The 26796-nt window shown below is 73.1% G+C and carries 19 protein-coding genes, 1 pseudogene and 1 riboswitch; of the genes and pseudogenes, 9 read left to right on the forward strand and 11 right to left on the reverse strand.

Features of this window, described 5'->3' with window-relative positions; all coding sequences use genetic code 11:
- The first annotated feature begins 31 nt into the window (after positions 1-31).
- The 4 genes from QHG49_RS14980 (at position 32) to rarD (ending at position 5198) form a co-directional block, all read left to right on the forward strand.
- Positions 32-1960: a 2-oxoacid:acceptor oxidoreductase subunit alpha gene (locus tag QHG49_RS14980; protein WP_145482646.1), complete on the forward strand. Its 1929-nt coding sequence runs from the start codon at positions 32-34 to the stop codon at positions 1958-1960.
- Positions 1953-3014 carry a 2-oxoacid:ferredoxin oxidoreductase subunit beta gene (locus QHG49_RS14985; RefSeq protein WP_145482643.1) on the forward strand — a complete coding sequence of 354 codons (1062 nt, stop codon included), beginning with the start codon at positions 1953-1955 and terminating at the stop codon, positions 3012-3014. Before QHG49_RS14980 ends, QHG49_RS14985 begins: the two co-directional genes overlap by 8 nt.
- A gap of 180 nt (positions 3015-3194) precedes the next feature.
- On the forward strand, positions 3195-4049 hold the full coding sequence (locus tag QHG49_RS14990) for an SDR family oxidoreductase (protein ID WP_145482640.1): 855 nt from the start codon (positions 3195-3197) through the stop codon (positions 4047-4049).
- Positions 4050-4211: 162 nt separating this feature from the next.
- On the forward strand, positions 4212-5198 hold the full coding sequence (gene rarD / locus QHG49_RS14995) for an EamA family transporter RarD (RefSeq protein ID WP_145482637.1): 987 nt from the start codon (positions 4212-4214) through the stop codon (positions 5196-5198).
- A gap of 27 nt (positions 5199-5225) precedes the next feature.
- On the opposite strand, the gene QHG49_RS15000 is transcribed toward rarD, so the two are convergent.
- Positions 5226-6638: a tetratricopeptide repeat protein gene (locus QHG49_RS15000; RefSeq protein WP_301490023.1), complete on the reverse strand. Its 1413-nt coding sequence runs from the start codon at positions 6636-6638 to the stop codon at positions 5226-5228.
- A 196-nt stretch (positions 6639-6834) separates the two neighbouring features.
- On the opposite strand from QHG49_RS15000, the pseudogene QHG49_RS15005 reads away from it, so the two are divergent.
- Positions 6835-7829, forward strand: a pseudogene (locus tag QHG49_RS15005) (amidase family protein).
- On the opposite strand, the gene QHG49_RS15010 reads toward QHG49_RS15005, so the two are convergent.
- From QHG49_RS15010 to QHG49_RS15025, 4 genes are all read right to left on the reverse strand, one after another.
- The gene (locus QHG49_RS15010) at positions 7819-8694 is read right to left on the reverse strand and encodes an ABC transporter permease (protein WP_301490024.1); all 876 of its coding nucleotides are present in this window, start codon (positions 8692-8694) and stop codon (positions 7819-7821) included. The pseudogene QHG49_RS15005 and the gene QHG49_RS15010 overlap by 11 nt on opposite strands.
- Positions 8681-9637: an ABC transporter ATP-binding protein gene (locus tag QHG49_RS15015; RefSeq protein ID WP_301490025.1), complete on the reverse strand. Its 957-nt coding sequence runs from the start codon at positions 9635-9637 to the stop codon at positions 8681-8683. The genes QHG49_RS15010 and QHG49_RS15015 overlap by 14 nt, the downstream gene beginning before the upstream one ends.
- 113 nt (positions 9638-9750) lie before the next feature.
- Complete coding sequence (locus QHG49_RS15020; RefSeq protein WP_301490026.1) at positions 9751-10977, reverse strand: DUF2092 domain-containing protein; 1227 nt, start codon at positions 10975-10977, stop codon at positions 9751-9753.
- A gap of 356 nt (positions 10978-11333) precedes the next feature.
- On the reverse strand, positions 11334-12344 hold the full coding sequence (locus QHG49_RS15025; RefSeq protein WP_046417150.1) for a polyprenyl synthetase family protein: 1011 nt from the start codon (positions 12342-12344) through the stop codon (positions 11334-11336).
- 617 nt (positions 12345-12961) lie between these two features.
- Positions 12962-13092, forward strand: a riboswitch (cyclic di-AMP (ydaO/yuaA leader).
- Positions 13093-13095: 3 nt separating this feature from the next.
- Between QHG49_RS15025 and QHG49_RS15030 the strand changes: the two genes are divergently transcribed.
- On the forward strand, positions 13096-13581 hold the full coding sequence (locus QHG49_RS15030) for a transglycosylase SLT domain-containing protein (protein WP_301490027.1): 486 nt from the start codon (positions 13096-13098) through the stop codon (positions 13579-13581).
- A gap of 48 nt (positions 13582-13629) precedes the next feature.
- Here QHG49_RS15030 and QHG49_RS15035 read toward each other — a convergent pair whose 3' ends face one another.
- From QHG49_RS15035 to QHG49_RS15045, 3 genes are all read right to left on the reverse strand, one after another.
- Entirely contained in the window at positions 13630-14442 is an 813-nt protein-coding gene (locus QHG49_RS15035; RefSeq protein ID WP_145482620.1) for an HAD family hydrolase, read from the reverse strand.
- Between the two features lie 985 nt (positions 14443-15427).
- The gene (locus QHG49_RS15040) at positions 15428-16639 is read right to left on the reverse strand and encodes an FAD-dependent oxidoreductase (RefSeq protein WP_301490028.1); all 1212 of its coding nucleotides are present in this window, start codon (positions 16637-16639) and stop codon (positions 15428-15430) included.
- 55 nt (positions 16640-16694) lie between these two features.
- Positions 16695-17960 carry an ATP-grasp domain-containing protein gene (locus tag QHG49_RS15045; protein ID WP_159708467.1) on the reverse strand — a complete coding sequence of 422 codons (1266 nt, stop codon included), beginning with the start codon at positions 17958-17960 and terminating at the stop codon, positions 16695-16697.
- A gap of 259 nt (positions 17961-18219) precedes the next feature.
- Here QHG49_RS15045 and fahA point away from each other — a divergent pair, with 259 nt between their 5' ends.
- Both fahA and QHG49_RS15055 read left to right on the forward strand, forming a co-directional pair.
- Positions 18220-19440: a fumarylacetoacetase gene (gene fahA / locus QHG49_RS15050; protein ID WP_159703973.1), complete on the forward strand. Its 1221-nt coding sequence runs from the start codon at positions 18220-18222 to the stop codon at positions 19438-19440.
- 178 nt (positions 19441-19618) lie between these two features.
- Complete coding sequence (locus tag QHG49_RS15055; protein ID WP_145482611.1) at positions 19619-20557, forward strand: M56 family metallopeptidase; 939 nt, start codon at positions 19619-19621, stop codon at positions 20555-20557.
- Between the two features lie 53 nt (positions 20558-20610).
- Here QHG49_RS15055 and recQ read toward each other — a convergent pair whose 3' ends face one another.
- Positions 20611-22629 carry a DNA helicase RecQ gene (recQ, locus tag QHG49_RS15060; RefSeq protein ID WP_201300644.1) on the reverse strand — a complete coding sequence of 673 codons (2019 nt, stop codon included), beginning with the start codon at positions 22627-22629 and terminating at the stop codon, positions 20611-20613.
- Positions 22630-22910: 281 nt separating this feature from the next.
- On the opposite strand from recQ, the gene QHG49_RS15065 reads away from it, so the two are divergent.
- Positions 22911-23492, forward strand: a complete 582-nt coding sequence (locus QHG49_RS15065; protein WP_159703969.1) for a hypothetical protein — start codon at positions 22911-22913, stop codon at positions 23490-23492.
- 83 nt (positions 23493-23575) lie between these two features.
- Here QHG49_RS15065 and nuoN read toward each other — a convergent pair whose 3' ends face one another.
- Entirely contained in the window at positions 23576-25225 is a 1650-nt protein-coding gene (nuoN, locus tag QHG49_RS15070) for an NADH-quinone oxidoreductase subunit NuoN (RefSeq protein WP_301490029.1), read from the reverse strand.
- Positions 25222-26793 (reverse strand): NADH-quinone oxidoreductase subunit M, encoded by a 1572-nt coding sequence (locus QHG49_RS15075; protein WP_301490030.1) that lies wholly within the window; start codon positions 26791-26793, stop codon positions 25222-25224. Before QHG49_RS15075 ends, nuoN begins: the two co-directional genes overlap by 4 nt.
- Positions 26794-26796 lie beyond the last annotated feature (3 nt).

Genomic DNA, 26796 nt, shown 5'->3' on the forward strand with positions numbered 1-26796 from the left:
CGGACAGCCGCCTCGAAGGAGGTCCAGTTCAGTGACCAGCCAGGTCAGCAGCCCAACGGAGCAGGCCGACGGATCAGTCGTCGGGGAGCAGCGCGAACCGGGCGGGGCGAAGGACGTGCGCCGCCTGGACCGGGTGATCATCCGGTTCGCGGGGGACTCGGGTGACGGCATGCAGCTCACCGGGGACCGATTCACCTCGGAGACCGCCTCCTTCGGCAACGACCTCTCCACCCTGCCGAACTTCCCCGCCGAGATCCGCGCCCCCGCCGGCACCCTGCCCGGTGTCTCCTCGTTCCAGCTCCACTTCGCCGACCACGACATCCTCACCCCGGGCGACGCGCCGAACGTCCTCGTCGCGATGAACCCGGCGGCCCTGAAGGCCAACATCGGCGATCTGCCGCGCGGCGCCGAGATCATCGTGAACACCGACGAGTTCACCAAGCGGGCCCTCCAGAAGGTGGGCTACGACGCCTCGCCGCTGGACGACGGCTCGCTCGACGCCTACGGCCTGCACCCGGTGCCGCTGACCACCCTGACGGTGGAAGCCCTCAAGGAGTTCGACCTCTCCCGCAAGGAGGCCGAACGCAGCAAGAACATGTTCGCCCTCGGGCTGCTGAGCTGGATGTACCACCGGCCCACCGAGGGCACGGAGAAGTTCCTGAGGTCGAAGTTCGCGAAGAAGCCGGAGATCATGGCGGCGAACATCGCCGCGTTCCGCGCGGGCTGGAACTTCGGCGAGACCACCGAGGACTTCGCGGTCTCCTACGAGGTCGCCCCGGCCGCCAAGGCCTTCCCGGTGGGCACCTACCGCAACATCTCCGGCAACCTCGCCCTGGCCTACGGTCTGATCAGCGCCTCCCAGCAGGCGGACCTGCCGCTGTTCCTGGGCTCGTACCCCATCACGCCGGCCTCGGACATCCTGCACGAGCTGAGCAGGCACAAGAACTTCGGGGTGCGGACCTTCCAGGCGGAGGACGAGATCGCGGGCATCGGCGCGGCGCTGGGCGCGGCGTTCGGCGGTTCGCTCGCGGTGACGACCACGTCCGGTCCCGGTGTCGCCCTCAAGAGCGAGACCGTCGGCCTGGCGGTCTCCCTGGAGCTGCCGCTGCTGGTGGTGGACATCCAGCGGGGCGGCCCGTCCACCGGTCTGCCGACCAAGACCGAGCAGGCGGACCTGCTCCAGGCGATGTACGGGCGCAACGGTGAGGCGCCGGTGCCGATCGTCGCGCCGAGAACCCCGGCGGACTGCTTCGACGCGGCCCTGGAGGCGGCGCGGATCGCGCTGACGTACCGCACCCCGGTGATGCTGCTGTCGGACGGCTACCTGGCCAACGGCTCCGAGCCCTGGCGCATCCCGGACCTGGAGGAACTGCCGGATCTGCGGGTCCGGTTCGCGTCCGGTCCGAACCACACCCTGGAGGACGGCACCGAGGTCTTCTGGCCGTACAAGCGCGACCCCGGGACCCTCGCCCGCCCCTGGGCGGTGCCGGGCACCCCTGGCCTGGAGCACCGCATCGGCGGCATCGAGAAGCAGGACGGCACGGGCAACATCTCCTACGACCCGGCCAACCACGACTTCATGGTCCGCACCCGCCAGGCCAAGATCGACGGCATCGAGGTCCCGGACCTGGAGGTGGACGACCCGCACGGCGCGCGGACCCTGGTCCTCGGCTGGGGTTCGACGTACGGGCCGATCACGGCGGCGGTACGGCGGCTGCGCGCGGCCGGCGACTCGATCGCGCAGACGCATCTGCGCCATCTCAATCCCTTCCCGCGCAATCTCGGCGCGGTGCTCGCGCGGTACGACAAGGTGGTGGTCCCGGAGATGAACCTGGGGCAGCTGGCCACCCTGATCCGGGCGAAGTACCTGGTCGACGCCCACTCGTACAACCAGGTCAACGGCATGCCGTTCAAGGCGGAGCAGCTCGCCACGGCGCTGAAGGAGGCCATCGATGACTGACTCCGGCAACGGACTGCTCCAGCTGGTGCCCAAGGCCGAGGCCAAGCAGTCGATGAAGGACTTCAAGTCGGACCAGGAAGTGCGCTGGTGCCCCGGCTGCGGTGACTACGCGATCCTCGCCGCCGTGCAGGGCTTCATGCCGGAACTGGGGCTGGCCAGGGAGAACATCGTCTTCGTCTCCGGCATCGGCTGCTCCTCCCGCTTCCCGTACTACATGAACACCTACGGGATGCACTCCATCCACGGCCGCGCCCCGGCCATCGCCACCGGTCTCGCCACCAGCAGGCGGGATTTGAGCGTGTGGGTGGTCACCGGTGACGGCGACGCGCTCTCCATCGGCGGCAACCATCTGATCCACGCGCTGCGGCGCAATGTGAACCTGAAGATCCTGCTGTTCAACAACCGGATCTACGGTCTGACCAAGGGCCAGTACTCGCCCACCTCCGAGGTCGGCAAGGTCACCAAGTCGACGCCGATGGGCTCGCTGGACGCGCCGTTCAACCCGGTGTCCCTGGCGATCGGCGCGGAGGCGTCCTTCGTGGCCCGGACCATCGACTCCGACCGCAAGCACCTCACCGAGGTCCTGCGCGCCGCCGCCGAGCACCCGGGCACCGCGCTGGTCGAGATCTACCAGAACTGCAACATCTTCAACGACGGCGCGTTCGACGCCCTCAAGGACCGGCAGCAGGCCGAGGAGGCGCTGATCCGGCTGGAGCACGGGCAGCCCATCCGCTTCGGGGCCGGCGGCGCGCGAGGAGTCGTACGCGACCGGCGGACCGGTGACCTGGACGTGGTCACCGTGACCCCGGAGAACGAGGCGGAGCTGCTGGTCCACGACGCCCACGCCGCGTCCCCGACCACCGCCTTCGCCCTCTCCCGCCTGGCCGACCCGGACACCCTGCACCACACCCCGATCGGGGTCTTCCGCTCGGTCGAACGCCCGGTCTACGACGAGCAGATGACCGAGCAGCTGGACACCGCGATCGAGCGGAGGGGCAAGGGCGACCTGGGCGCGCTGCTCGCGGGCGGCGACACCTGGACGGTCGTCGGCTGACACCACCCGCCGATACCGGTACACCGCTCCACGAGGCCCGGGACGACCGTTCCGGGCCTCTTCGCGTGTCCGGGCGAGGTCAGGACGAGGATGCACTTTCCCGAGGGCTGCACTTTCTTTTAGTTAGCGCTAGCCGTATGGTTAGTGCTCTAGCCCCCCTCACAAGGAGTGTCAGAGACCATGAGCATCGTCGTCACCGGAGCCACCGGACACCTCGGCCGGCACGTCGTGGAGCAGCTGCTGGAGAAGGTTCCGGCGGAGCAGATCACCGCCGTCGTACGCGACGAGAAGAAGGCCGCGGACTTCGCGGCCCGCGGCGTCAAGCTGGCCGTCGCCGACTACAACGCGCCCGAGACCTTCGGCACCGTGTTCGCCGCGGGCGACAAGGTCCTGCTGATCTCGGGCAACGAATTCGACAACGACCGGGTGCGGCAGCACACCGTGGTGATCGAGGCGGCGAAGGCGGCGGGCGTCGCGCTGCTCGCGTACACCAGCGCCCCGGGTTCCCTGAAGGCCACGCTGGCCGATGACCACCGGGCCACCGAGGAGGTGCTGCTCGCCTCCGGTCTGCCGTACACGCTGCTGCGCAACGGCTGGTACCACGAGAACTACACCGAGCGGCTCGCCCCGGTGCTGGAGCACGGCGCGGTCGTGGCCGCGGCCGGCGAGGGCCGGGTCTCCTCGGCCGCCCGCGCCGACTACGCGGCCGCCGCGGTCGCGGTGCTGACCGGCGAGGGCCACGAGAACCGGACGTACGAGCTGGGCGGCGACACGGCGTGGAGCTTCGCCGAGTACGCGGCCGAGCTGAGCCGCGCGGCCGGCCGGGAGATCACCTACAACGCGGTCACCGAAGAGGTGATGCTGGGCATCCTCACCGGCGCCGGGCTGCCCGAGCCGCTGGCCGCCGTCTTCGCCGGGGTGGACACCTCGATCTCGCGGGGCGAGCTGGTGGTCGACTCCGGCGACCTCTCCCGGCTGACCGGGCGCCCGACGACCCCGCTGGCCCACGCCGTCGAGGCCGCGTTCAAGGACTGACCCGCGCCTGACCACAGCCGAGACCGGCACCTGCCCGGCGCCTCCCCTGCCCGCCCCCGACTGTCATGACCGTATGGCGATACGGACATGACAGCCGGGGGCGCGCGGCGTTACCTTCGTGCCCGCGCGCGCGTCGGCGCACGAGGAGCGGAGGGAGGGCCCGTGCCCGGGACGTCCAAGGGTGAGCACCGCATAGGTCTGCTGAACGGTTTCGCCGCCTATGGCATGTGGGGCCTGGTCCCCCTGTTCTGGCCGCTGATGAAGCCCGCCGGGGCGATGGAGATCCTCGCCCACCGGATGGTGTGGTCGCTGGTCTTCGTCGCCGCGGCCCTGCTGTTCGTACGACGCTGGGCCTGGGCCGGGGAACTCCTGCGCGACCCGCGCCGGCTGGCGCTGGTGGTCGTGGCCGCCACGGTGATCACCGTCAACTGGGGCGTGTACATCTGGGCCGTGAACGCCGGCCATGTGGTGGAGGCGTCCCTCGGGTACTTCATCAACCCGCTGGTCACCATCGCCATGGGTGTGCTGCTGCTGAAGGAGCGGCTGCGGCCCGTGCAGTGGGTGGCGGTGGCGACCGGGTTCGCCGCGGTCGTCGTCCTGACCGTCGGCTACGGCCGCCCGCCGTGGATCTCGCTCTGCCTCGCGTTCAGCTTCGCGACGTACGGGCTGGTGAAGAAGAAGGTGGGGCTCGGCGGCGTCGAGTCGCTGGCCGCCGAGACCGCGATCCAGTTCCTGCCCGCGCTCGGCTATCTGCTCTGGCTCGGCGCGCGGGGGCACTCCACCTTCACGACCGAGGGCGTGGGCCACGGGGCGCTGCTCGCCTCCACCGGCCTCGTCACCGCGCTGCCGCTGGTCTGCTTCGGGGCTGCGGCGATCCGCGTGCCGCTGTCCACCCTGGGCCTGCTCCAGTACCTGGCCCCGGTCTTCCAGTTCGTGCTGGGCATCCTCTACTTCCACGAGGACATGCCGCCGGAGCGCTGGGCCGGTTTCGCCCTGGTGTGGGTGGCCCTGCTGCTGCTCACGGGCAGCGCCCTGCACTCGGCACGCCGGTCGAGGAAGACCCTGGCCGCCTTGGAGTCGAAGGTCTCACAGGCCCGGCTCGACGCACCCCGTACCGAGGCTCCGGGCGGGTCCCCGGTCGACGCCTGATCGTTTCCGCAGCCGTACGCGGGGCGGTTACGCCGCTCCGTGCTCGGCCGTCCGCCCGGCCCGGGAGGCCCGGTCGGTGAGGCGGAGCATGCGGGCGCGGGCGGACTCCAGGGGGCGGGGGTCGTCGGCGGCGGGGCCCGGCTCGGCGGCGAGGTCGGCCCAGAGGTCTATCAGGTCGCGGCCCAGCCGCAGCCCCTCCTCCGGGTCCCGTACGGCACGCCAGGCGGTCGAGGCGCTCTGCACATTGCCGTAGGCCGCCTCGGCGTCCCGCGCGGTGCGGCGCAGCCGGGCGAGGTCCAGGGAGAGCCGGCAGGCGCGGGCCGGTTCGCCCGCCAGGTAGGCGATGTAGGCGGCGAGTTCGCGCAGGTGCAGCACCTCGGCGTGGCCGGCGCCGAGGACGGTGACCGCCTCCGCGACCGTGCGCTCGACGAGTTCCGCCGCGTCCTCGATCCGGCCCGCGCGCACGGCCTCGTTGATCCGCGTCATCGGCTCGGTGAGCAGTTCGGCCCCCTCCACCGTCTCGGTGACCGGGCCGTCCCCGAGCACCTCTTCGGCCACGGCGTCGAAGCCGCGGGGCGGGGTGGGGGTGGCGGTGGTCGGGGGAACGGACTCGGTGGGCCAGCCGGTGGTCTCGGAAACCTTCGGCGCGGGCGCGGGGGTGGGGGGGGGGGGGGCGCCGAGCGGCCGGGGGGCGGCCACGGCGGGCGCGGGTGCGGGCGCGGCGGGCGCGGGTGCGGGCGCGGCGGGCGCGGGTGCGGGCGCGGCGGGCGCGGGTGCGGGCGCGGCGGGCGCGGGTGCGGGCGCGGCGGGCGCGGGCGCGGGCGCGGCGGGCGCGGGCGCGGGCGCGGCGGGCGCGGGCGCGGGCGCGGCGGGCGCGGGCGCGAGTGCGGGCGCGGCGGGCGCGGGCGCGAGTGCGGGCGCGGCGGGCGCGGGTGCGGGCGCGGCGGGCGCGGCGGAGGCCACGGCGGCCTCGGGCACACCCGTCACAGGCCCGACCCCAGCCCCAGCTCCGGTCCCGCTCTCAGACCCGCCTTCACCCGACACCGACGCACCCGGCACCGACGCACCCGGTACCCCCGCCCCCATGACCGGCGCCGGACCGAACTCGCCCCTCGGGGCCCGCAGGAATTCCGGTGCCTCGGGCTGAGCCACCCGGACCGCCTTGCCCGTGACCCGGCTGGAGCCGTCCGCCGCCACCTCCAGCGGGACGACGCAACCGGTGCGGTCGTCCTGGACGGTGGCCCGGATGGGGGCGCCGAGGCTGATGGCGAGGCGCTGGAGGTGGTTCAGGACGGCCTGCTGGATCTCCTCGCCCGGTGCCGCCACGACCGCCGCTCCGCCCACGGACGCGCCGCCCGCGCCGTACACCCGGACGGGCACCGCCGCCGGGTGCGCCACGGGTCCCGGCACCCGCTTCTTCTCGAAGCTCAGTCGAGCCATCGGTCCTTCCCTCACTCCCCCGCGCCGCGCACCGGCCGCACGCGTCCTGCGAACCAGTGTGTCCGTTCCATGCCCGCCTCCGCGTCACGCCGACGTCACAGCCTCGTCCCAACGGCCCGCCGGTCCCGGCCGGGAACCGCGACGGGGGTCGCGGATGTGCTGTTCAACGACGCCACCCGGAGGGAGAGACGGCACCATGACCAGCGCTCGGGAGATCGCCGCGGCCGTGCGCGCCGGCCGGACGACGGCCGTCGAGGCGGTCACCGCCGCGCCGGCGCGGATCGAGCGCGTCGACCCGGTGCTGTGCGCCTTCACGGAGGTGTGGGAGGAGGAGGCGGCGCTGCGGGGCCGCGCGGGCGGTGGACGAGCGGATCGCGGCGGGGGAACGGCCGCCACTGGCCGGGGTGCCGATCGGGGCGAAGGGACGGCACGGGCTGCGCGGGGGCGGGGCCGCTGATCGCCGCCGGGCGCGTCCCGGCGGGGGCCACCGCCGTGCCGGGACCGGGAACCCCCTGGCAAACATGGGGACTTGGGCGGTACGGCCGTACGGTCAACCCCTGGCGGTACGACCGTACGCCCGCAGGTTCCGCCGCCGTGACCGCCGGGCTGGTGCCGCCGGCCACCGGCGCCGACGGGGCGGGGTCGGTGCGGATCCCGGCCGCGTGGTGCGGGGTGGCCGGGCTGAAGGCGACCGACGGGCGGCTCCCCTCCGCCGACCGCACGGGCCTCGCGGCGCCCGGCGTGCTGACCCGGTGCGTCGCGGACGCGGAGGCGTACTGGCGGGCTAGGACCGGCCGGGCCGGAACACCCGGCGGCCGCGAGCGCGACACGCCCACCGCCCTGTGGTCACCCGACCTCGGCTTCGCCGACCCCGGCCCCGAACCGGTCGCGCTCGCCCACGCCGCCGCCCGCTGGCTCGCGGACGCGAAGGCCGTCCACCTCCTGTCCGGTCCCTCTCTCGTCCTCGAAGACCCGGCCCCCGCTCGGCTCGCCCTGCGCCGCCCATGGCCACGACGGCCCGGGCGACCGCTACTCCACCGCTCTCACCTGGGCGTTCAACCTCAGCGGGCGTCCGGCGCCGAGCCTGCCCGCGGGGCTCGGCCGCGAAGGCTGCCCGTGGGGTTGCAGCTCGTGGCGGGGCCGGGGCGGGAGGGGCTGCTGCCGGCGGTGGCCGGTTCGGCTACGTGTTGATGTCCTTGGTGGTGAACCGCGCCCATGCCGCCGAGCCGAACACCGCCGCGTACAGGGCCTGGAGGCCGAGGCCGCGCACGAGGTCGTGCCAGTAGACGGGGTCGCGCATCAGGTCGGCGAAGGACAGCCAGTAGTGGGAGAAGAGGTACGGCCGTACGGCGTGCAACTGGGGGAACTGGTCGAGGATCTGGGCGGTGACGACCAGGCCGACGGTGGCCGCCATCGCCGCGATGCCGCTGCTGGTCAGGGTGGAGACGAAGAGGCCGAGGGAGGCGACCCCGATCAGGGACGCGGCCACCGCCAGCGCGATCAGCAGGGCCCGCCCCAGACCGTCGGTGAAGCTGATGGTCGTACCGGAGATGGTCATCAGGTCGCCGACCGGGAAGAGCAGTACGCCGGTCAGCAGCGCGGAGGCGGCGACCACCAGCGTGGCCAGCAGGCAGAACGCCACCACCGTCGCGTACTTGACGAGCAGCAGGCGGGTGCGTCCGGCCGGGGCGACCAGGAGGTAGCGCAGGGTGCCCGCGTCGGCCTCGCCCGCGATCGCGTCGCCCGCGACGACGCCGACCGCCATCGGCAGGAAGAACGGGAGCGTCGCGGCCAGCGCCGTGCACACCAGGAAGAGGCCGTTGTCGGTGACCTGGCCGAGGAAGGCGGGCCCGGCCGCGCCGGCCGGACCGCCGCCCGCCCGGACCTTCACCACGACCCCGATCAGCACCGGCACCGCCGCCAGCACCCCGAGCAGCACCAGCGCCCGCCAGCGGCGGAGCGTGGTGGTCAGTTCGCTGCGCAGCAGGCCCAGCGTCCACAGCGGCCTGGGCCCGCGCTCGGCGGCGGTCGTGGCCGCTGTGTCAGCGCGCGACATCGAAACCCTCCCCGGTCAGTGCCACGAACGCGTCCTCCAGGGAGGCCCGGCGGAGCGTGAACCCCCGTACCCGCACGCCCGCCGCGACCAGGGCCGCGTTCATCTCCGCGAGGTCGCGGGCGGGCGGCTCGCCGGTGACCTGGTCGCCGTCGGCGGTGACATCGGCGGCACCCTGCTCCTTGAGCACCCGGGCCGCCTCCACCGGGTCCGGGGTGGTCACCACAAGGCGGTCGCGCGCCCCCGCCGCGAGGTCGGCCGTGGCGCGTTGGGCGAGGAGCCGGCCACGGGCCATCACGGCGACATGGGTGCACACCTGCTCGATCTCGTCGAGGAGGTGGGAGGAGAGGAAGACGGTGGTGCCGTCGGCGGCGAGTTCCCTGATCAGGGCGCGGATCTCGCGCATGCCCTGCGGGTCGAGGCCGTTGGTCGGCTCGTCCAGGACCAGCAGCCGGCGCGGGCGCAGCAGCGCGGCGGCCAGGCCCAGGCGCTGCTTCATGCCGAGCGAGTACGCCTTCGCCCGCTTGCCCGCGGCCGCCGCGAGTCCCACCCGTTCCAGGGCGGCGGCGGCCCGGGCGTCCCGGGTGCGCGGGTCGGCGGTCGGGTCGGCCGCGTCGAGGCGCAGCAGGTTGTCCCGGCCGGAGAGATGGCCGTACAGGGCGGGGCCCTCGATGAGCGCGCCGACCCGCGGCAGGACCGTCCGGGCGGCCCGCGGCATGGGCAGGCCCAGGACGCGGGCCGTGCCGGAGGTCGGCTCGATCAGGCCCATCAGCATGCGGATGGTGGTGGTCTTGCCGGAGCCGTTCGGGCCGAGGAAGCCGAAGACGCTGCCCGCCGGGACGGTCAGATCGAGACCGTCCACGGCGAGTTGCCCGCCCCGGTAGCGCTTGGTGAGGCCGCGGGTGGCGATCACGCCGTCCGCCGCCCCGGCCGGTACCGGGTCCATCGGCTTCCCCCCTCGAATCCCTTCGGCACCCGACGGCTTCCGCCGGTACCCGACGACTCCCCCCGTCGGCTCCTCCCGGTGCGGCGCGGTGCGGCCTACTTGCCCGCGTCCGCCTACTTGCCCGCGTCCGCCGCCTTCACCAGCGCGTCCTTGGTGACCGCCCCGGCGTAGACCTTGCCGTCGTCGGTCATCAGGACGTTGACGAGGCGGGTGGTGAACACCGTGCCCTTGCCGAACGTGCCGGACACCTTGTCGCCCAGCGAGCCGAGGAAGCCGCCGAGGTCGCCGCCCTTGGCACCGGTGGGCAGGCCGCCCTTGGCGCCGGTGTCGACGGTGGCGATGGAGGTCCAGCCCTTGCCGATCACCCGGGGAGCGCCCTTGGCGCCGTCCATGCCCTCCAGGCCCTTGCCGTGGCCCGGCTTCCCGGCGTCCTTGCCCACGCCGTCCTTGAGCGCGCCGTCCTGCTGCTCGGTGACCTTCGCGCCCTTCGGCGGGGTGAAGGCGAACGTGGCGGCGGCGGGCCGGGCGAAGGAGACCTGGGTGAAGCCCGCGTCGAGCACGGCGGCGCCGCCGCTCCTCGGGGTGAGGGTGAACTTCAGCGGCATGCCGGTCTTCGCGTCCACGGCGATGTTGATCGCGCCGACCGTGGTGCCGGACTGGCGGGGCTTGATCTGCAGCTTGTAGGCGTCGCGCCCGGCGACCTGGGCGGTGCCGTCGACGGTCACCAAGGTGGTGTCGTCCACCGCTTTCAGCGCCTCGTCGGCGAAGTCCTTGGGCGTGGCCGGGGGCTCGGCCCGGTCCTTGCCGGCGGCGGGCGCGGTGCCGTGGGAGACCTGGCCGCTCTTGCTGTCGTAGCCCCAGACGTCCTTGCCGTCGTGGATGACGCTGTACTCGGCGCCCTGCTCCAGGAGCGAGAGCTTCTGCCGGTCCGGGCCGTCGGCCGCGACGCGCAGGGTGTGGGTGCCGGAGAGGAGTTCGGTCAGCCGGGTGCCCGGGTCGGCGGCGGAGCCGGAACCCGCGCCGGAGCCCTGGGCCATGCCGGAGGCGAGGCCGTCCTCCAGGCCGCCGAGGTCCGGCAGACCCAGGTCGGTGCTGATCTTCACGGTGCCGGACAGTTGCTGCACGTCCGACTTGGCGATCTTGTTGATGAGCTGCTGCGTGGTGATCTTGGGCAGGTCCGGGTCGCCGGAGTCGGCGAGCGCCGGAACCAGCCCGATGGTGGCCGCGGCCACCCCGACCACCGCGACCGGGACGGCGTACCGCGCGGCCTTGCGGCGGCCCGAACGCGTCTCCTCGTCCCGCTCGGCGCGCGCTGCGTCGTCGGATTCGTACGGTGCCATGTGTGCCTTACCTCCGTCGTCGGCGGCGGCTGCCCTCACGCTGGTCCACCCGAGCCGCCATTCTCACCCGAATCGGTGAGGAGTGGTGATGTCCGTGGTGTCCATACGACCAAATCCGCGGCGCGGAATCGTCAGCCCTCGGAGCCAACTCGGCGTACGACTGCGGTATGACACGTAGGGGGCACCCCTAGGGGCTCGAACGCATCCCGGACACATCCCGGACACATCCCGGACATATCCCTAGGGGCAGGATGCGGCGGGAAACCGGGCAGGGCCACCTGGTGGACGCCGAACGGGTGGGCCCATTGAACGGGTGGGCCCATCGGGGGATCTCCGGGTGGACGCGGACGGGGCGGTCACCCGGCCCGGTGCACCACCGCGTCGCACAGCTCCGTCAGCGCCACCTTGGCGTCGCACTCCCGCAGCGGGGCGAGCGCGGCGCGCGCCTCCTCCGCGTAGCGCACGGTGTCCCGGCGGGCCTGCTCCAGGGCCGGGTGGGCGCGCAGCGCGGCCAGCGCCTCGGCGTGCCGGGCGTCGTCGCTGAGGTCGGAGTCCAGCAGCTCGCACAGGGCGAGGTCCTCGGGCAGGCCGAGCCGGGCGGCCCGTTCGCGCAGCCGCAGCACGGGCAGGGTCGGGATGCCCTCGCGCAGATCGGTGCCGGGGGTCTTGCCGGACTCGTGGGAGTCGGAGGCGATGTCCAGGTAGTCGTCGGCGAGCTGGAAGGCCACGCCGAGCCGCTCGCCGTACTGGGTGAGCACGTCCACGACCGTCTCGTCGGCGCCGGACATCATCGCGCCGAACCGGCAGGACACCGCGACCAGCGAGCCGGTCTTGCCGCCGAGGACGTCGAGGTAGTGCTCGACCGGGTCGCGGCCGTCGGTGGGTCCGGCGGTCTCCAGGATCTGGCCGGTGACCAGGCGTTCGAACGCGAGGGCCTGGACCCGGACCGCCTCGGGGCCGAGGTCGGCGAGGATCTGGGAGGCGCGGGCGAACAGGAAGTCTCCGGTGAGGACCGCGACGGAGTTGCCCCAGCGGGTGTTGGCGCTGTCCACGCCCCGGCGTACGGCGGCCTCGTCCATGACGTCGTCGTGGTAGAGCGTGGCCAGATGGGTCAGCTCCACGACCACGGCCGACGGCACCACACCGGGCGCGTAGGGGTCGCCGAACTGCGCCGCGAGCATCACGAGCAGCGGCCTGAAGCGCTTCCCGCCGGCCCGTACGAGGTGCTGCGCGGCCCCCGTGATGAACGGGACCTCGCTCTTGGTGGCCTCTAGCAGGCCCTCCTCGACAGCCGCCAATCCGGCCTGGACATCGGCTTCGAGAGCCTGGTCCCGCACGCTCAGCCCGAACGGCCCGACGACGGTCACGAGGGGTCTCCTGTCTGCTGGTGTCTGCTGCCGATTACGCGGTTTGTCGATAGGTCGCTGCCATCACTCAAGTCAGCGTATCCGGTCCGGTTTCGATCACCGATAGCGCCCACCCCGCACCCACCCGTCCAGCCTGGGCGGTATCGATCCATGACCGGCATACCCCCGCTCGGATGATGACAACGGACATTTATCGACTTAACAGGTAATCGGGAACTTCATCATGACCCCGGAGAGGGGCGGAGTACCGCCTCGACCCCACCGGGGGAAGAATCCCCCATGCCCGATTTTCCACAGTTTGCCATTTCGTGAATTGGGTCACCTGGCCGTCTTCCCGCCGGTAACCCGCCAACACCCCCTCCGGCCGTGCGCCGTAAGCGAGTTGAGCGTTGGCATTCGCAAAGGATCAAGTACCCCATAGGCTGATGATCAAGGTCAAATGCCGCGATATAACAATTCAGCGCTTGTTCCCGGCATGTGCTCTCGCATACGTTCCCGACCCATCGGGCGGACGCCTAATCCTGCCGCCGCCCGTACACCCATCGAACTCATTCGTACGGCAGGAGCGGGGGACCCAGGTAAGTCGCCGGACCGGACGACTCACGTGGCGCGGCGCGTGACACAGCGCGCCGCACCGCGTGTTCGCACGGGACGGCTTGGGGTAAAGCCACGCCTCTCACGGGGCGCGACCGGGCACCTCCCCGCCCGAACCCGACAGCTCACCTCGCAGGCGTAGGAGAGGAACGTCCCCATGTCTGCTGCCGTTCAGCCGCGCCGCACCCGCGCCAACCGTCTCGTCCGCCTGATCGCCGTCGCCGGCACCGGCACGGCCGTGCTCGCCATGCCGCTCGTGGGCGCGGCGACCGCGTCCGCCACCACCGGTACGACCACCGCCGCCACCACGCCGGCCGGGTACCCGAACAACCTCGACGGCTGGATCCGCGAGTCCCTCGCGATCATGGCCGAGAAGCACATCCCGGGCACCTACAACGGCATCCACCGCAACATCATCCGCGAGTCCTCGGGCAACCCGAACGCCATCAACCTGTGGGACTCCAACGCGGCCAAGGGCATACCGTCCAAGGGTCTGCTCCAGGTGATCGACCCGACCTTCAACGCGTACCACGTGGCCGGAACGTCGTTCAACATCTACGACCCGGTCGCGAACATCACCGCCGCCTGCAACTACGCGGCCGCGCGGTACGGCTCGATCGACAACGTCAACGGCGCCTACTGACCGGCGCCTGGCCGTCGTGACGGCCCGTGGCACCACGGCTGTTCCCGGTCATCCGGCCGGGAACAGCCTGTCGAGGACGACGGCGATGCCGTCGTCCTCGTTCGCGGTCGTGACCTCGTCGGCGACCGCCTTCAGCTCGGGGTGGGCGTTCGCCATCGCGACGCCGTGCGCCGCCCAGCGGAACATCGGGATGTCGTTGGGCATGTCACCGAAGGCGAGGGCGCGTTCCGCGGGGATCCCGAGCCGTCCGGCGGCCAGCGCGAGCCCGGTCGCCTTGGTCACCCCGCACGGCTGGAGTTCCACGGTCCCGGGTCCCGACATGGTGACCGTGGCCAGGGAGTCCACCACCGAGCGGGCCACCGCGGCCAACTCGTCGTCGGACAGGGTGGCGTGGCGCAGCAGCACCTTGCTGATCGGCGCCCGCCACAGGTCGTCGCGCCGGGCCACGCCGACCGCGGGCAGGGTCGGGTGGGGCATCCGGTATCCGGGTTCGGTCAGGGTGAGCCCGTCCGTGCCGTCCTGGTCGACGGCCGCGAACACCGGGCCCACCTCCGCCTCGATCTTGCCGAGCGCGGTCTCGGCCAGCTCCCGGTCCAGCCGGACCGACCACAGCATGCGGCCGGACCCGGCGTCGTAGACCTGCGCCCCCTGCCCGCACACCGCGAGGCCCGTACTGCCGAGGGCGGTCAGCAGGGGGCGGACTCTGGGGGCCGGGCGGCCGGTGACCACCAGATGCCGGGCCCCGGCCCGCTCCGCCCGCGCGAGCGCGGCCAGCGAACGCTCGGAGACGGTGTCGTCGCCGCGCAGCAGCGTCCCGTCCAGGTCGGTGGCGATCAGTGCGTACGCGGGGGAGGCAGCCATGCCCCGAGAATACGGACCCACCCCCTCCGCCACCCTCCGCGTCCCACCCCGACTCCCGTGTCATGGGCCGGACTTGCGCGGGGGGTGGTTTCAAGTGGGGTGGCGGGAAGTCCTGATGGGACGTGGGAGCGGCGGGGCCGCGAGGCGACGAGCGGCGAGCGGCGAGGCAGCCTGGGGGTGGTGGGCAGCCGGGCGGCGAGGCAGCCTGGGGCGGAGAGCAGCCGGGCAGTAGCGGGGCAGCGCGGCGCCGAGCGACGAGGCAGCCTGGGGGCGCCGGGCAGCCGGGCGGAGGCGGGGCCGCGAGGCAGCGGGACGGCTGGGCGACGAGGAGCCGGGCGGCCTGGGGGGGGGCAACGGGGCAGCCTGGGGGCGGGCAACGGGGCAGCCTGGGGGCGGGCAGCCGGGCGGCGAGGCAGCCTGGGGCGGAGAGCAGCCGGGCAGTAGCGGGGCAGCGCGGCGCCGAGCGACGAGGCAGCCTGGGGGCGCCGGGCAGCCGGACGGAGGCGGGGCCGCGAGGCAGCGGGACGGCTGGGCGACGAGGAGCCGGGCGGCCTGGGGGGCGGGCAACGAGGCAGCCTGGGGGCGGGCAGCCGGGCGGGCGCGCAACGGGGCAGCCTGGGGGCAGGCAGCCGGGCGGCGAAGCAGCCTGGGGCGGAGAGCAGCCGGGCAGTAGCGGGGCAGCGCGGCGCCCAGCGACGAGGCAGCCTGGGGGCGCCGGGCAGCCGGGCGGAGGCGGGGCCGCGAGGCGGCGGGACGGCTGGGCATCTGGGCAGTTGGGGGGCAGGCGACCGGGCAGCCTGAGGGTGGCCGCCGGGTGACGAGGCGGTGGGCAGCCGGGCGGCGCGCGGCTGGTGGCTTTGTGGGCCGCCTCGCAGCCGGCGGTTTCGGGGGGCGGGTGGGCGAGGCGGGAGTCGGTGAGAGCGGCACGGGCGACGCGGACAGCGCGGACGGCGGGACGCCCCCGGCCTGCCCCCCTCCCCCGCACTCACCCGTGCGCCCCCGCCAAATGCCCCGCCAGCCTCGGTGAAGCGAATTCCGTGCCGCATACGAAGCGCATCACCGGGCCGTAGGAGGACGCGGCCGGCAGGCCGGTGAAGTAGAGGCCGGGGACCGAGGAGACGTAGCCGGCGCCCAGGCGCGGGGTGCCGCGGCTGGTGGTGAGGCGGGTGCGCAGGGTGGGGCCGAGGAAGTCCATCGCGGCGATGTCCACGCGGTACCCGGTCGCGGCGATGACGTGGTCGGCGGTGAGCCGCTCGACGCGGCCGCCGTGGGTGCGCACGGTCAGCACCGGGCCGCCGTCCTCCGCCGCCGCGCCCAGCACCCGCTCCACCTCCGTCACCCGCACGGCCCCCTCGAACCGCTCCCGCAGCCACCACGCGCCGAGCGGCCCGAGCACCCGGCGCACCAGGAAGTGCCGGGTGGGCTCGGGCAGGAAGCGGTAGGGGTGCGGACAGTAGCTGAACGCCCACAGCGACCAGGCCCGCCCGAACGGCGACTCGGGACGCAGCCTCGGCTGCTCCCAGGGCGGCGCCCCGAACGCGACCCGGCCGCGTCCCCGCGCCACCACCCGCACCCGGGCCCCGGCCTCCGCCGCGAGCGCGGCCGTCTCCAGCGCGGACTGCCCGGCGCCGACCACGATCAGCTCCTCGCCGGCGAAACGCGCGAGGTCGTGGTGCTGGGAGCTGTGCGAGACGGGGCCCCCGGGAGCGGGCTCGGCACCGGCCGCCCGCCGCAGCTCGGCCGGGACATGGGCGAGACCGGACAGCCCGGTGGCCACCACGACCGCCCGCGCGGTGAACGACTCCCCCGAGTCCAGCCGGAGTTCGAAGCCCCGGCCCGCGTCCCGCCCGGCCGGCTCGACGGAGACCACCCGCACCCGTTCGAGATCCGGCACGAGCCGCCGCTGGAACCACTCGCCGTACCCGGTGAACGTCTCCACCGGGATGACGTCCTCGTCGCCGGCCAGCCTGCGGATCCCGGCCGCGGCGCAGTAGTCGGCGAGGGTGTGACCGGGCTGCGGGCAGTCGAGGCTGGAGGCGGCGGGGGTCGATTTCAGCAGCATGCCCTCGGGCATATGGGCGCGCCAGCTGACCATGGGGTCGCCGAAGACCCGTACGGGCAGGCCGCGCGCCCGCAGATGAGCGGCGGTGGACAGGCCGAACGGCCCCGCCCCGATGACTGCAACCGGTCGGATCACGAAGTCCCTCCCCAGGACGCGTTCCCTCGTGGCCTCGTCGGTGATGCCGCGCGACCTAGCTGGTGTGCTGCCGCGCGGCCCGGTCGGTGACGCCGCGGCGGCGGGCCCGCCACAGCTGGCGCAGATGCCGCGCGCCCGGCCGCACGAAGCGGGCGAGCATGGTGAGGAACGGCAGCGGATCGTCCCCCGCGAACCAGGCCAGCTCCGTCCCGCTCGCCCGCACCGGCGCGTGCGGGGTCGTATAGCCGCCGCGGCGGTAGGCGAGCAGGGCCGGCAGGTCGATGTTCTCCACGACGTAGCGCCGCCCGGCCCGCTGCTCCCCCTCGGGCACGGGCCGCCCGGTCAGATCGAGGTGCAGCGCGCGTACGACGTCCACGCCCGCCGCGCTCTCGAACAGCCGGAACTGCGCGCCCATCCGGGGATTGAAGTCCAGCAGCTTGTACCGCCCGTCGCGCCGGTCGTGGCGCAGGTCCAGGTCGGCCACCCCGCTGAACCCGATCCGCTTCACGAACCGCGCCGCCAGGCCCGCGAGTTCGGGGTTGTCGACGGCGTACGCGTGCGCGGTCATGCCCGCGTGCGGCGGCCAGGACCGCACCTTCACCCCGGTGAACAGCGCGAGCGGATTCGCGTCCCGGTCGAAGCAGGCGTGCACGATCCAGTCCTCGGCCTGCTCGCGCGGCAGGTACTCCTGCAGGATCACCCCGGGGTCCGGTCCCCACTCGCGGGCCAGGGCGAGCAGGCCCGCGCGGGTGGCGATCCGCGTGGTGCCGCCGACGGCGGGCCGGCTGCGCCGCAGGAACGCCTCCCGGTTCTTGGCCACCACCGGGAAGCTCGCGGTGTCGGCGAAGGCCACGACCTCCTCGTACGAGCGCGGGAAGGCCGCCGCCGGGCTCGCGAGCCCCTGCCCGTGCTCCTCGCACAGTTCGTGCAGCCCCTGCTTGCTGGCTACCCGGCGCGGCAGCGCGGGATCCACCCGCGGGCAGAGGAAGGGTCCGGCCAGCGCGTCGCGGTGCTCGGCGATCAGGACGGCCGCCTCCTCGTCCGTCGGGATCAGCACGGCCGGGCGGCCGATCCGGCGGCCGATCCGCAGCAGCCCCTCGACCAGGCGTCCGGGATCCTCCGCGCCGGTCGTCGGCCAGACGAACGCCCTGCGCAGATAGCGCGAGGCGGCCGCCGGTGTGTACGGGTCCTCGGTGATCGCGTACATGGGCACCCCGAGCCGGCCCAGGCTGCGGATCGCGCCCACCCCGCCGTGATGCAGCGGGTAGGCGCCGAACTTGACGATCAGTCCCGGCACCTCACGGTCGACCTCCACGGGCACACCGACGGTGTCTTCGGCCACGGGTCCCCCCACGTGTCCCCCCAGGGGAACGGATCCACCCCGTCCGTCTCCCCCGAAGGACGCTAAGCCGGAACTACCGCCTGCCACAAGGGTCTTTCGGACATTGCGAACTCTTGAGGCACTACGGGGGCAACCCCCCAGCCACTGCCCAAGACCGGTGTCCCGGCCGTAACGTGTGGCTCGATCACGTGCAACGCATCGCCATGCATGGCCTGGATGAGAGCGAGGCAGTACCCCGATGCCCCCCTTCGACGTCCCCGAGGGCGACCCCTTCGGCCCGCACAACCTTCCCTATGGCGTGTTCTCGCCCTCCGGCAGCTCGGAGCGCAGGGTGGGCGTCCGGCTCGGGGACCAGGTCCTCGACGCGGGCGCCGCGGCCGCGGCCCTCGGCTCGCCGCACCAGGCGCTGCTCGCCCGCCCCGTCCTCAACCCGTTGCTGGCGGCCGGGCGTGCCACCTGGACCGAGGTGCGCTCCGCGCTCACCTCCTGGGTCACCGACCCCGCGCACCGCGAGACGCTCGCGCCCCTGTTCCACCCGCTGTCCGAGGTGCGCCTGCACCTGCCCTTCGAGGTCGCGGACTACGTCGACTTCTACGCCTCGGAGCACCACGCCCGTAACCTCGGCAAGGTCTTCCGCCCGGACGCCCCGGACCCCCTCACCCCCAACTGGAAGCATCTGCCGATCGGTTACCACGGCCGCTCCGGCACCGTCGTGGTCTCGGGCACGGATGTCGTACGGCCCTCGGGGCAGCGCAAGGGCCCCGCCGACCCGGCGCCGGTGTTCGGCCCCTCGATCCGGCTGGACATCGAGGCCGAGGTCGGCTTCGTCGTGGGCGTGCCGAGCGAGCTGGGGACCCCGGTCGCGCTCGGCGACTTCCGCGAGCACGTCTTCGGGCTGTTCCTGCTCAACGACTGGTCCGCGCGCGACATCCAGGCCTGGGAGTACGTCCCCCTCGGCCCGTTCCTCGGCAAGTCCTTCTCGACCTCCGTGTCGGCCTGGATCACCCCGCTGGACGCCCTGGAGCACGCCCGGGTGGCGCCGCCCGAGCGCACCCACCCGCTGCTGCCCTACCTGGACGACGCGGCGCCCGGCATCGAGCCCGGCGGCTACGACCTGCGGATCTCCGTGGCCCTCAACGGCGAGGTGATCTCCGAGCCGCCCTTCTCCGCCATGTACTGGACCGCCGCCCAGCAGCTCGCGCAGATGACCGTCAACGGCGCCTCCCTGCGCACCGGCGACCTGTACGGCTCCGGCACCGTGAGCGGACCAGGGGAGCGGCAGCGCGGCTCCCTGCTGGAGCTGACCTGGAACGGCCGCGACCCCCTCGAACTGCCCGGCGGCAAGCGCGCCTTCCTGGAGGACGGCGACGTGGTGACCCTGACGGCCTGGGCGCCCGGGCCGGACGGCACCCGGGTGGGCCTCGGCGAGGTGACCGGCCGGATCGTGCCCTCGGCCTGATCCGGCGGGCGCCGCGGGGCGGGCCGGGAGCGGACGGTTCCCTCCGACACCTGACTCGCGGCGCCCCTCTTCGTCATACTGGCGGCAGCACGCACCACCCACGGCGGCCACCCCGCGCCGCCCCCTTTCGCGCCACCCGTCCGCGAACCCCTCTCCGACCAGGAACCGGAGCCCCGGCATGACCGTCTGCCTGCTCCTGCTCACCGTCGTCGCCCTGACGGCGGCCGGGCCGGCACCGCGCGCGCTGACCCGGGCCGACTGGCCCGAGCGGGAACCCGTGGTCGCGCTGTGGGTGTGGCAGTGCCTGGTCGCCACCGTCCTGCTGTGCTGCCTGGCCGCGCTGACGCTGGGCACCGCGGCCGTCTTCCACACCGTGCGCGACCATGTGTTCGCCCCCGCGCCGCCCGCCGTCACCGCCGCCTACGACCTCTCCGCCGCGCCGGTGTGGGCCGCCGCCCTCACCGTCCTGCTGGCCGGCGGCGCCGCCTGGACCACGGCGATGCTGGGCCGGGAACTGGTCGAGGCCCGCCGCAGCCGCGGCCAGGCCCGCGCCCAGCTGCGCGAACGCGCCCCCGATCTGCCCGCCGGACTGCCGGTGGCGCGGGGCCCGATGCTGGTGCTGGAGGACGAGTACCCGGACGCCTGGTGGATGCCGGGGCATCCGCCGCAGCTGGTGGTCACCACCGGCGCGCTGCACCGTCTGACCGGCCACCAGCTGGACGCCGTCCTCACCCATGAGCGCGGCCACGCGCGCGCCCATCACGACTGGCTGCTGCATCTGTCCACGGCGCTCGCCACGGGCTTTCCCCGGGTGCCGCTCTTCGCCCACTTCCGCGACCAGACGCACCGCCTGGTGGAACTGGCCGCCGACGACGCCGCCTCCCGCCGCTGCGGCCATCTGACCACCGCCCTCGCGCTGATCGAGCTGAACCAGCACCGGGGCGTCCTGTCCTGCGCCTCCAGCCGCCGGCTGCTGGGCGAGCGGGTGGACCGGCTGCTGGAACCGCCCCCTCGGCTGCTGCGCCGCCAGCGCGCCCTGACCACGACGGTCGCCGCGCTGGTCCCGCTCCTCCCGCTGCTGATCACCTTCGCCCCGGGGCTCAAGGCGCTGTCCTGAGCCACCGGTTCCGGGAGCGGCGGCGCCGTGGGCACCGCTGGTCCCGGGTCCTGCTATATCCAGTCGTCCGGCTCCGGCTCGTCCTCCGGGCCCGGCCAGTCGTCCTCCGGGGCCTCGCCCGGCGCGGGCGGCTCGGTGGCGGCCGGGGCGGTGGCGGCCGGGGCGGATCCGTCCAGGGAGGCCAGCACGGCGAGCACCTCCTCGCCGTACGTCGCGAGCTTCTTCTCGCCGACCCCGCTGATCCCGGCCAGCTCCCGCAGGGAGCCCGGCATCCGGGAGACGATCGCGCGCAGGGTGGCGTCGTTGAAGATGATGTACGGCGGCACGCCCTGCTCCTTGGCCTGCCCGGTTCGCCACACCCGCAGCGCCTCGAAGGCGGGCTGGAGCTCCTCGGGCAGCTCGGCCACGGCGGCCTTGGCCTTGCTACCGCCCCGGCCGGAACCGGAGCCCGAGGCCGACCGGGAGACGGCCGGTTTCTTCGGCTCCTTGCGCAGCGGCACCTCCCGCTCGCCGCGCAGCACGGTGCCGCTCTCCTCGGTGAGCACCAGCGTGCCGTACTCCCCCTCGACCGCGAGCAGTCCCTGGGCCAGCAGCTGGCGGACGGCGCCGCGCCACTCGCCCTCGGCGAGGTCCTGGCCGATGCCGAAGACGGACAGCTGGTCGTGGTCGAACTGGATCACCTTGGCGGTGCGCTTGCCGAGCAGGATGTCGACGATCTGGAGAGCGCCGAACTTCTGGCCGCGCTCGCGCTGCAGCCGCACCACCGTGGACAGCACCTTCTGGGCCGCGACCGTGCCGTCCCAGGTCTCCGGCGGGGTCAGGCAGGTGTCGCAGTTGCCGCAGGCCGCCGCGCCGGGCTCCTGGCCGAAGTAGGCGAGCAGCTGGCCGCGCCGGCAGCCGGCCGTCTCGCACAGCGCGAGCATCGCGTCGAGATGGGCGGCGGCCCGGCGGCGGAACGCCTCGTCGCCCTCGCCGGACTGGATCAGCTTGCGCTGCTGCACCACGTCATTGAGCCCGTACGCCATCCAGGCCGTGGACGGCAGTCCGTCCCGGCCCGCGCGGCCGGTCTCCTGGTAGTAGCCCTCGATGGACTTGGGCAGGTCCAGGTGGGCCACGAAGCGGACATCGGGCTTGTCGATGCCCATGCCGAAGGCGATGGTCGCCACCACGACCAGGCCGTCCTCGCGCAGGAACCGGGACTGGTGCGCCGCGCGGGTGCCCGCGTCCAGGCCCGCGTGGTACGGCACCGCCTCGACGCCGTTGGCGCTCAGGAACTCCGCGGTGCGCTCCACCGAGTTGCGCGAGAGGCAGTACACGATGCCCGCGTCGCCCGGGTGCTCCTCCCGCAGGAAGGCGAGCAGCTGCTTGCGCGGGTCGGCCTTGGGCACGATCCGGTACTGGATGTTGGGCCGGTCGAAGCTGGCGACGAAGTGGCGGGCCGCCGGCAGGTTCAGCCGCTGGGTGATCTCCTGGTGGGTGGCCCGGGTCGCGGTGGCCGTCAGGGCGATCCGGGGCACGTCCGGCCAGCGCTCGCCGAGCAGGCTCAGCGAGAGGTAGTCGGGCCGGAAGTCGTGGCCCCACTGGGAGACGCAGTGCGCCTCGTCGATCGCGAAGACGGAGATCTTGCCGCGGGAGAGCAGGTCCAGGGTGCTGTCCAGGCGCAGCCGCTCCGGCGCCAGGTAGAGCAGGTCCAGCTCGCCGGCCAGGAACTCGGCCTCGACCGTACGCCGCTCGTCGAAGTCCTGTGTGGAGTTGACGAACCCGGCCCGCACACCGAGGGCGCGCAGGGCGTCCACCTGGTCCTGCATGAGCGCGATCAGCGGCGAGACCACCACGCCGGTGCCGGGCCGGACCAGGGCCGGGATCTGGTAGCACAGCGACTTGCCGCCGCCGGTGGGCATGAGGACCAGGGCGTCGCCGCCCGCCACCACATGCTCGATGATCGCTTCCTGCTCGCCCCGGAAGGCGTTGTACCCGAAGACCCGGTGCAGCGTGGTCAGCGCCTCGCTCGCGTCCGCGCCGGGTCCCTCGGTCACCACTGGCATCTCGCTGATCCCGCCCGTCGCATCCATCGTCCTGTCCCCCGTCGGTCCCCCGTGTGCCGTCGTGCGCCCTCTGCCCACCACTGCCTCAACGATAGGGGTCCGCACCGACAGCCCCGGAGTTATCCACAGGTTGCGAACAATTGTGCGAGCAAGACAAGCCCCGGGCGCCTTTCGGGACATCCGCTCATCACTTTACGTAGCGCCGACGTCACTCGAATGGCCGCCCCCGATGGCCCCCACCCCCGCCCCCGGAACATCCTTCTCGGTGCGACCCCGTCTCCTCCCCCAGGAGCAAGGAGCCCCGCACCATGCCCGCTCACCCGACCAGGACCGCTCACCCGACCACGCCCGCTCACCTGACCAGGACCGGCCTCGCCCTCGCCGCCGCCGGCCTCGCCCTCGGCCTCGCGGCCTCCCCCGCCCGCGCCGACCGGGGGCCCGTCGACCCCTCCGTGTGGAAGCAGCTCACGACGACGGTGTCGGCCACCGCCAAGTACCGGTCCGTGCCGCTCGCCGTGGCCGCCGGATACCGGCCCAACCCCTGCACCATGGACATGAACGGCAGCATGGGCGCCATGGGGTACCACTACATCAACCCCAAGTACTACGGCTCCCTCGACCCGGCCAGGCCCGCCGCCCTGCTCTACGAGGACGACGGCAAGGGCGGGCGCAGGCTCACCGGGGTGGAGTGGATCGTGAAGGCCGGCAAGGACACCGCGCGGCCCACGATGTTCGGGCGGAAGTTCGAGGGCCCGGTCACCGCGCACCACAACTCGACCATCCCGACCCACTACTCGCTGCACGCCTGGCTCTACAAGAACAACCCCAACGGTCTGTTCTACGAGTGGAACCCCGATGTGAGGTGCCCCTACCCGGGCGCCCCGGGCTGAGCCGTACGACGCCACGCACGACGGCAGCGCGAAGGCCCCGGTCCGGAGACGGAACCGGGGCCTCCCCACGGGCACAGGCGCACTCAGCGCACGAACACGCTCGCCTGGTTCGCCAGGTCCAGGAAGTACTGCGGCGCCACACCCAGCACCACCGTGACCACCACGCCGAGCCCGATCGCCATCGTCGTCAGCGGGGACGGCACGGCCACCGTCGGCCCCTCCGGCTTCGGCTCGCTGAAGAACATCAGCACGATCACGCGGATGTAGAAGAACGCCGCGATCGCCGAGGAGAGCACACCGATGACGACCAGCGGGACCGCGCCTCCGGCCGCCGCCGCCTTGAACACGGCGAACTTCCCCGCGAAGCCGGACGTCAGCGGGATACCGGCGAAGGCCAGCAGGAACACCGCGAAGACCGCCGCCACCAGCGGGGAGCGCCGCCCGAGCCCGGCCCACTTGGACAGATGGGTCGCCTCGCCGCCCGCGTCCCGGACCAGGGTGACCACCGCGAAGGCGCCGATCGTCACGAACGAGTAGGCGGCCAGGTAGAACAGGACCGACGACACGCCGTTCTTCGAGGTCGCGATGACACCCGCGAGGATGAATCCGGCGTGCGCGATGGACGAGTACGCCAGCAGCCGCTTGATGTCGGTCTGGGTGATCGCCACGATCGCGCCGCCCAGCATGGTGACGATCGCCACCGCCCACATCACCGGCCGCCAGTCCCAGCGCATCCCCGGCAGCACCACGTACAGCAGCCGCAGCAGCGCGCCGAACGCGGCCACCTTGGTCGCCGCCGCCATGAAGCCGGTCACCGGGGTGGGCGCGCCCTGGTAGACGTCGGGCGTCCACATGTGGAACGGCACCGCGCCCACCTTGAACAGCAGGCCCATCACCAGCAGGGCCGCGCCGATGAGCAGCAGCGCGTCATTGCCCATGGTGTTCGCCAGCGCCGGGTTCACATCGGTGACCGAGCCGTCCACGACCTGGGCGATGCGGGCGTACGACACCGAGCCCGCGTAGCCGTACAGCAGCGCGATGCCGAACAGGGTGAACGCGGAGGCGAACGCGCCCAGCAGGAAGTACTTGACCGCGGCCTCCTGCGACATCAGCCGCTTGCGGCGGGCCAGCGCGCACAGCAGGTAGAGCGGCAGGGAGAAGACCTCCAGCGCGACGAAGAGCGTCAGCAGGTCGTTCGCCGAGGTGAAGACCAGCATGCCGGCGACCGCGAAGAGCAGCAGCGGGAACACCTCGGTGGTGGTGAACCCGGCCCTGACCGCGGCCTTCTCGGTGTCGCTGCCCGGTACGGCGGCGGCCTGCGCGGCGAAGGAGTCCACCCGGTTGCCATGCGCCTCCGGGTCGAGGCGGCGCTCGGCGAAGGTGAACAGGCCCACCAGACCGGCCAGCACGATGGTGCCCTGGAGGAACAGCGAGGGGCCGTCGACCGCGATGGCGCCCATGGCGGCGATGTGCGCCTTCGTGGTGCCGTACCCGTCGGCGGCGAGCCCGACGACCGCGGCGAACGCGGCGCACAGGGCGACGACCGACACGAACACCTGTGCGTAGTAACGGGACCTGCGCGGCACGAACGCCTCGACCAGCACCCCGACCAGCGCGGCGCCGAGGATGATCAGCGTGGGCGACAATTGCCCGTATTCGATCTTCGGCGCGCCGATCTGGGGGATGCGGTCGGCCGCGGTTGTCCACAGGCTGTGGACGGCTGGGGTGCTCACTTGGCCGCCTCCACCTCGGGCTTGGGGTCCTTCTTCTGGACGTCGGACATGGTGTGCTTGACCGCCGGGTTGACGATGTTCGTCACCGGCTTCGGATAGACGCCCAGGAAGATCAGCAGCACGATCAGCGGGGCGACGACCAGGACCTCACGCACCCGGAGGTCGGGCATCTTCGCGACCTCGGGCTTCACCGGGCCCGTCATGGTGCGCTGGTAGAGCACCAGGGTGTAGAGCGCGGCGAGCACGATGCCGAGGGTGGCGATGATCCCGATCACCGGGTAGCGCGCGAACGTGCCGACCAGGACGAGGAATTCGCTCACGAACGGCGCGAGGCCGGGCAGCGACAGGGTGGCCAGGCCGCCGATCAGGAAGGTGCCGGCGAGCACCGGGGCGACCTTCTGCACCCCGCCGTAGTCGGCGATGAGCCGCGAGCCGCGCCGGGAGATCAGGAATCCGGCGACCAGCATCAACGCGGCCGTGGAGATGCCGTGGTTGACCATGTAGAGGGTGGCGCCGGACTGGCCCTGGCTGGTCATCGCGAAGATGCCCAGGATGATGAAGCCGAAGTGGGAGATCGACGCGTACGCCACCAGGCGCTTGATGTCCCGCTGGCCGACCGCGAGCAGCGCGCCGTAGACGATGCTGATCAGCGCCAGGACGAGGATCACCGGCGTGGCCCACCTGCTGGCCGCCGGGAACAGCCCGAGGCAGAAGCGGAGCATCGCGAAGGTGCCCACCTTGTCGACCACCGCCGTGATGAGGACGGCGACCGGGGCGGTGGACTCCTGCATGGCGTTGGGCAGCCAGGTGTGCAGCGGCCACAGCGGCGCCTTCACCGCGAAGGCGAAGAAGAAACCGAGGAACAGCCAGCGTTCGCTGCTCGTCGCCATGTGCAGCGAGCCGTTGGCCCGCGCCTCGGCGATCTGCTGGAGGGAGAAGTTCCCGGCGACCACATAGAGGCCGATCACCGCGGCCAGCATGATCAGACCGCCGACCAGGTTGTAGAGGAGGAACTTCACCGCCGCGTACGAGCGCTGGGTGGCCGCCGCCTCCTCGCCCTGGGCGTGGGCGCGGTCCCCGAAGCCGCCGATGAGGAAGTACATCGGGATCAGCATGGCTTCGAAGAAGATGTAGAACAGGAAGACGTCGGTGGCCTCGAAGGAGATGAGGACCATCGCCTCGACCGCCAGGATCAGCGCGAAGAAGCCCTGGGTGGGGCGCCAGCGGCGGCTGCCGGTCTCCAGCGGGTCGGCGTCGTGCCAGCCCGCCAGGACGATGAACGGGATCAGTACGGCGGTCAGCGCGATCAGCGCCACCCCGATGCCGTCCACGCCCAGCTCGTAGCGCACCCCGAAGTCCCGGATCCAGGAGTGGGATTCGGTGAGCTGGTAGCGGGCGCCGCCCGGGTCGAAGCGGACCAGGACGGTGATCGCCAGCGCGAGCGTGCCGAGCGAGACGAGCAGGGCCAGCCACTTGGCGGCGGTGCGCCGCGCGGCCGGTACGGCGGCCGTGGCGACGGCTCCCACGGCGGGGAGCGCCGCCGTCGCTGTCAGCAGGGGAAAGGACATCGG

This window comes from Streptomyces sp. WP-1 (assembly GCF_030450125.1).
In the GTDB taxonomy this organism is placed as follows: domain Bacteria; phylum Actinomycetota; class Actinomycetes; order Streptomycetales; family Streptomycetaceae; genus Streptomyces; species Streptomyces incarnatus.

Excerpts from the sequence above, each read along its gene's own strand:
- QHG49_RS15065 (WP_159703969.1), top strand. The coding sequence starts at position 22,911 with ATGCCCGCTCACCCGACCAGGACCGCTCACCCGACCACGCCCGCTCAC.
- QHG49_RS14985 (WP_145482643.1), top strand. The coding sequence starts at position 1,953 with ATGACTGACTCCGGCAACGGACTGCTCCAGCTGGTGCCCAAGGCCGAG.
- QHG49_RS14990 (WP_145482640.1), top strand. The coding sequence starts at position 3,195 with ATGAGCATCGTCGTCACCGGAGCCACCGGACACCTCGGCCGGCACGTC.
- recQ (WP_201300644.1), bottom strand. The coding sequence starts at position 22,629 with ATGGATGCGACGGGCGGGATCAGCGAGATGCCAGTGGTGACCGAGGGA.
- fahA (WP_159703973.1), top strand. The coding sequence starts at position 18,220 with ATGCCCCCCTTCGACGTCCCCGAGGGCGACCCCTTCGGCCCGCACAAC.
- QHG49_RS15015 (WP_301490025.1), bottom strand. The coding sequence starts at position 9,637 with ATGGACCCGGTACCGGCCGGGGCGGCGGACGGCGTGATCGCCACCCGC.
- QHG49_RS15010 (WP_301490024.1), bottom strand. The coding sequence starts at position 8,694 with ATGTCGCGCGCTGACACAGCGGCCACGACCGCCGCCGAGCGCGGGCCC.
- QHG49_RS15055 (WP_145482611.1), top strand. The coding sequence starts at position 19,619 with ATGACCGTCTGCCTGCTCCTGCTCACCGTCGTCGCCCTGACGGCGGCC.
- QHG49_RS15035 (WP_145482620.1), bottom strand. The coding sequence starts at position 14,442 with ATGGCTGCCTCCCCCGCGTACGCACTGATCGCCACCGACCTGGACGGG.
- QHG49_RS15075 (WP_301490030.1), bottom strand. The coding sequence starts at position 26,793 with ATGTCCTTTCCCCTGCTGACAGCGACGGCGGCGCTCCCCGCCGTGGGA.
- QHG49_RS15030 (WP_301490027.1), top strand. The coding sequence starts at position 13,096 with ATGTCTGCTGCCGTTCAGCCGCGCCGCACCCGCGCCAACCGTCTCGTC.
- QHG49_RS15020 (WP_301490026.1), bottom strand. The coding sequence starts at position 10,977 with ATGGCACCGTACGAATCCGACGACGCAGCGCGCGCCGAGCGGGACGAG.
- QHG49_RS15000 (WP_301490023.1), bottom strand. The coding sequence starts at position 6,638 with ATGGCTCGACTGAGCTTCGAGAAGAAGCGGGTGCCGGGACCCGTGGCG.